Here is a 5,434-nt window from a genome sequence, read left to right on the forward strand (position 1 = left end):
AAAACAAAACCCCTACCTGCATACGCAGATAGGGGTTTCGGAATTTAATCTTGACGATGACCTACTCTCACATGGGGAAACCCCACACTACCATCGGCGATGCATCGTTTCACTTCTGAGTTCGGGATGGGATCAGGTGGTTCCAATGCTCTATGGTCGTCAAGAAATTCTTGAGCTGACGCGTCTAACGACGTTCCAGCGAATTGGGTATGCGATAGTTTGTGTGTTTGCGAACTTTCGGTTCATTGCGTCTTCACACACCGCAATCTGGTCTCTTTCGTCTTTTCAACTCGGAGTATCAAATTGCTTGGGTGTTATATGGTCAAGCCTCACGGGCAATTAGTATCGGTTAGCTCAACGCCTCACAGCGCTTACACACCCGACCTATCAACGTCGTAGTCTTCGACGGCCCTTCAGGGAGCTCAAGGCTCCAGTGAGATCTCATCTTGAGGCTAGTTTCCCGCTTAGATGCTTTCAGCGGTTATCTATTCCGAACATAGCTACCCGGCAATGCCACTGGCGTGACAACCGGAACACCAGAGGTTCGTCCACTCCGGTCCTCTCGTACTAGGAGCAGCCCCTCTCAAATCTCAAACGTCCACGGCAGATAGGGACCGAACTGTCTCACGACGTTCTAAACCCAGCTCGCGTACCACTTTAAATGGCGAACAGCCATACCCTTGGGACCGGCTTCAGCCCCAGGATGTGATGAGCCGACATCGAGGTGCCAAACACCGCCGTCGATATGAACTCTTGGGCGGTATCAGCCTGTTATCCCCGGAGTACCTTTTATCCGTTGAGCGATGGCCCTTCCATACAGAACCACCGGATCACTAAGACCTACTTTCGTACCTGCTCGACGTGTCTGTCTCGCAGTCAAGCGCGCTTTTGCCTTTATACTCTACGACCGATTTCCGACCGGTCTGAGCGCACCTTCGTACTCCTCCGTTACTCTTTAGGAGGAGACCGCCCCAGTCAAACTACCCACCATACACTGTCCTCGATCCGGATAACGGACCTGAGTTAGAACCTCAAAGTTGCCAGGGTGGTATTTCAAGGATGGCTCCACGCGAACTGGCGTCCACGCTTCAAAGCCTCCCACCTATCCTACACAAGCAAATTCAAAGTCCAGTGCAAAGCTATAGTAAAGGTTCACGGGGTCTTTCCGTCTAGCCGCGGATACACTGCATCTTCACAGCGATTTCAATTTCACTGAGTCTCGGGTGGAGACAGCGCCGCCATCGTTACGCCATTCGTGCAGGTCGGAACTTACCCGACAAGGAATTTCGCTACCTTAGGACCGTTATAGTTACGGCCGCCGTTTACCGGGGCTTCGATCAAGAGCTTCGCGTTAGCTAACCCCATCAATTAACCTTCCGGCACCGGGCAGGCGTCACACCCTATACGTCCACTTTCGTGTTTGCAGAGTGCTGTGTTTTTAATAAACAGTCGCAGCGGCCTGGTATCTTCGACCGGCGTGGGCTTACGCAGCAAGTGCTTCACCCTCACCGGCGCACCTTCTCCCGAAGTTACGGTGCCATTTTGCCTAGTTCCTTCACCCGAGTTCTCTCAAGCGCCTTGGTATTCTCTACCCAACCACCTGTGTCGGTTTGGGGTACGGTTCCTGGTTATCTGAAGCTTAGAAGCTTTTCTTGGAAGCATGGCATCAACCACTTCGTCACCCAAAGGGTAACTCGTCATCAGCTCTCGGCCTTGAAACCCCGGATTTACCTAAGATTTCAGCCTACCACCTTAAACTTGGACAACCAACGCCAAGCTGGCCTAGCCTTCTCCGTCCCTCCATCGCAATAACCAGAAGTACAGGAATATTAACCTGTTTTCCATCGACTACGCTTTTCAGCCTCGCCTTAGGGACCGACTAACCCTGCGTCGATTAACGTTGCGCAGGAAACCTTGGTCTTTCGGCGTGGGTGTTTTTCACACCCATTGTCGTTACTCATGTCAGCATTCGCACTTCTGATACCTCCAGCAAGCTTCTCAACTCACCTTCACAGGCTTACAGAACGCTCCTCTACCGCATCATCCGAAGATGATACCCGTAGCTTCGGTGTATGGTTTGAGCCCCGTTACATCTTCCGCGCAGGCCGACTCGACTAGTGAGCTATTACGCTTTCTTTAAAGGGTGGCTGCTTCTAAGCCAACCTCCTAGCTGTCTAAGCCTTCCCACATCGTTTCCCACTTAACCATAACTTTGGGACCTTAGCTGACGGTCTGGGTTGTTTCCCTTTTCACGACGGACGTTAGCACCCGCCGTGTGTCTCCCATGCTCGGCACTTGTAGGTATTCGGAGTTTGCATCGGTTTGGTAAGTCGGGATGACCCCCTAGCCGAAACAGTGCTCTACCCCCTACAGTGATACATGAGGCGCTACCTAAATAGCTTTCGAGGAGAACCAGCTATCTCCGAGCTTGATTAGCCTTTCACTCCGATCCACAGGTCATCCGCTAACTTTTCAACGGTAGTCGGTTCGGTCCTCCAGTCAGTGTTACCTAACCTTCAACCTGCCCATGGATAGATCGCCCGGTTTCGGGTCTATTCCCAGCGACTAGACGCCCTATTAAGACTCGCTTTCGCTACGCCTCCCCTATTCGGTTAAGCTCGCCACTGAAAATAAGTCGCTGACCCATTATACAAAAGGTACGCAGTCACCTAACAAAGTAGGCTCCCACTGCTTGTACGCATACGGTTTCAGGATCTATTTCACTCCCCTCTCCGGGGTTCTTTTCGCCTTTCCCTCACGGTACTAGTTCACTATCGGTCAGTCAGTAGTATTTAGCCTTGGAGGATGGTCCCCCCATATTCAGACAAAGTTTCTCGTGCTCCGTCCTACTCGATTTCATGACCAAGAGATTTTCGCGTACAGGGCTATCACCCACTATGGCCGCACTTTCCAGAGCGTTCCGCTAATCTCAAAGCCACTTAAGGGCTAGTCCCCGTTCGCTCGCCACTACTAAGGGAATCTCGGTTGATTTCTTTTCCTCAGGGTACTTAGATGTTTCAGTTCCCCTGGTTCGCCTCTTGCACCTATGTATTCAGTACAAGATAACCATCTTATGATGGCTGGGTTCCCCCATTCAGACATCTCCGGATCAAAGTCTGTTTGCCGACTCCCCGAAGCTTTTCGCAGGCTACCACGTCTTTCATCGCCTCTGACTGCCAAGGCATCCACCGTATGCGCTTCTTCACTTGACCATATAACCCCAAGCAATCTGGTTATACTGTGAAGACGACATTCGCCGAAAATTCGCATTGCTCTAAGAGCAACTCACAAATTTTACCTTAGCCTGATCCGTTACCAGTGAAAGTAACGTTCAGTCTATCTTTCTATCACATACCCAAATTTTTAAAGAACGATCCAGTCAAAGACTAGAAATCAACATTCACCATCGTTCGATGGAATGCTCATTTCTAAGCTTTATACGTCAGAAGCAGTAGTGGTGGAGCCAAGCGGGATCGAACCGCTGACCTCCTGCGTGCAAGGCAGGCGCTCTCCCAGCTGAGCTATGGCCCCGTATTTCTACAGGCGTTTCCCACACAAAATTGGTGGGTCTGGGCAGATTCGAACTGCCGACCTCACCCTTATCAGGGGTGCGCTCTAACCAACTGAGCTACAGACCCAATTTCGGGCTGCTTCTATCGTCTTCTTCAATGAATCAAGCAATTCGTGTGGGAGCTCATGGTGCAGCTGAGTCGTCGATTAAGGAGGTGATCCAGCCGCAGGTTCCCCTACGGCTACCTTGTTACGACTTCACCCCAGTCATGAATCACACCGTGGTAACCGTCCTCCCGAAGGTTAGACTAGCTACTTCTGGTGCAACCCACTCCCATGGTGTGACGGGCGGTGTGTACAAGGCCCGGGAACGTATTCACCGCGACATTCTGATTCGCGATTACTAGCGATTCCGACTTCACGCAGTCGAGTTGCAGACTGCGATCCGGACTACGATCGGTTTTATGGGATTAGCTCCACCTCGCGGCTTGGCAACCCTCTGTACCGACCATTGTAGCACGTGTGTAGCCCAGGCCGTAAGGGCCATGATGACTTGACGTCATCCCCACCTTCCTCCGGTTTGTCACCGGCAGTCTCCTTAGAGTGCCCACCATAACGTGCTGGTAACTAAGGACAAGGGTTGCGCTCGTTACGGGACTTAACCCAACATCTCACGACACGAGCTGACGACAGCCATGCAGCACCTGTCTCAATGTTCCCGAAGGCACCAATCCATCTCTGGAAAGTTCATTGGATGTCAAGGCCTGGTAAGGTTCTTCGCGTTGCTTCGAATTAAACCACATGCTCCACCGCTTGTGCGGGCCCCCGTCAATTCATTTGAGTTTTAACCTTGCGGCCGTACTCCCCAGGCGGTCAACTTAATGCGTTAGCTGCGCCACTAAGAGCTCAAGGCTCCCAACGGCTAGTTGACATCGTTTACGGCGTGGACTACCAGGGTATCTAATCCTGTTTGCTCCCCACGCTTTCGCACCTCAGTGTCAGTATCAGTCCAGGTGGTCGCCTTCGCCACTGGTGTTCCTTCCTATATCTACGCATTTCACCGCTACACAGGAAATTCCACCACCCTCTACCATACTCTAGCTTGTCAGTTTTGAATGCAGTTCCCAGGTTGAGCCCGGGGCTTTCACATCCAACTTAACAAACCACCTACGCGCGCTTTACGCCCAGTAATTCCGATTAACGCTTGCACCCTCTGTATTACCGCGGCTGCTGGCACAGAGTTAGCCGGTGCTTATTCTGTCGGTAACGTCAAAATTGCAGAGTATTAATCTACAACCCTTCCTCCCAACTTAAAGTGCTTTACAATCCGAAGACCTTCTTCACACACGCGGCATGGCTGGATCAGGCTTTCGCCCATTGTCCAATATTCCCCACTGCTGCCTCCCGTAGGAGTCTGGACCGTGTCTCAGTTCCAGTGTGACTGATCATCCTCTCAGACCAGTTACGGATCGTCGCCTTGGTGAGCCATTACCTCACCAACTAGCTAATCCGACCTAGGCTCATCTGATAGCGCAAGGCCCGAAGGTCCCCTGCTTTCTCCCGTAGGACGTATGCGGTATTAGCGTTCCTTTCGAAACGTTGTCCCCCACTACCAGGCAGATTCCTAGGCATTACTCACCCGTCCGCCGCTGAATCAGAGAGCAAGCTCTCTTCATCCGCTCGACTTGCATGTGTTAGGCCTGCCGCCAGCGTTCAATCTGAGCCATGATCAAACTCTTCAGTTCAAACATCTTTGGGTTTTGAGAAAACCCTAAACTTGGCTCAGCAATCGTTGGTTACATCTTTGATTTCTCGCGGAGTAACTTGTGATGCTGATAATCTGTTGACTAGCAGTCTGATACCACAAGCACCCACACGAATTGCTTGATTCAGTTGTTAAAGAGCGGTTGGTTAAGAGCTTTCG

2 tRNA genes and 3 rRNA genes are annotated in these 5,434 nt (G+C 51.5%); all 5 read right to left on the bottom strand.

Annotation, left to right across the window (positions count from 1 at the left end):
- Positions 1-48: 48 nt before the first annotated feature.
- The 5 genes from rrf to CKW21_RS30160 all read right to left on the bottom strand — a co-directional run bounded on the left by rrf (position 49) and on the right by CKW21_RS30160 (position 5,255).
- Positions 49-164 (bottom strand): 5S ribosomal RNA (rrf, locus tag CKW21_RS30140).
- Positions 165-318: 154 nt separating this feature from the next.
- Positions 319-3,212 (bottom strand): 23S ribosomal RNA (locus CKW21_RS30145).
- Between the two features lie 243 nt (positions 3,213-3,455).
- A tRNA-Ala gene (locus CKW21_RS30150) sits at positions 3,456-3,531 on the bottom strand.
- 30 nt (positions 3,532-3,561) lie between these two features.
- Positions 3,562-3,638, bottom strand: a tRNA-Ile gene (locus CKW21_RS30155).
- Between the two features lie 80 nt (positions 3,639-3,718).
- Positions 3,719-5,255: ribosomal RNA gene (locus tag CKW21_RS30160) — 16S ribosomal RNA — on the bottom strand.
- The 16S, 23S and 5S rRNA genes sit together here with 2 tRNA genes alongside, the layout of an rRNA operon.
- Positions 5,256-5,434: the final 179 nt, after the last annotated feature.

It is taken from the genome of Pseudomonas sp. Irchel 3A7, from assembly GCF_900187565.1.
Taxonomy (GTDB): domain Bacteria; phylum Pseudomonadota; class Gammaproteobacteria; order Pseudomonadales; family Pseudomonadaceae; genus Aquipseudomonas.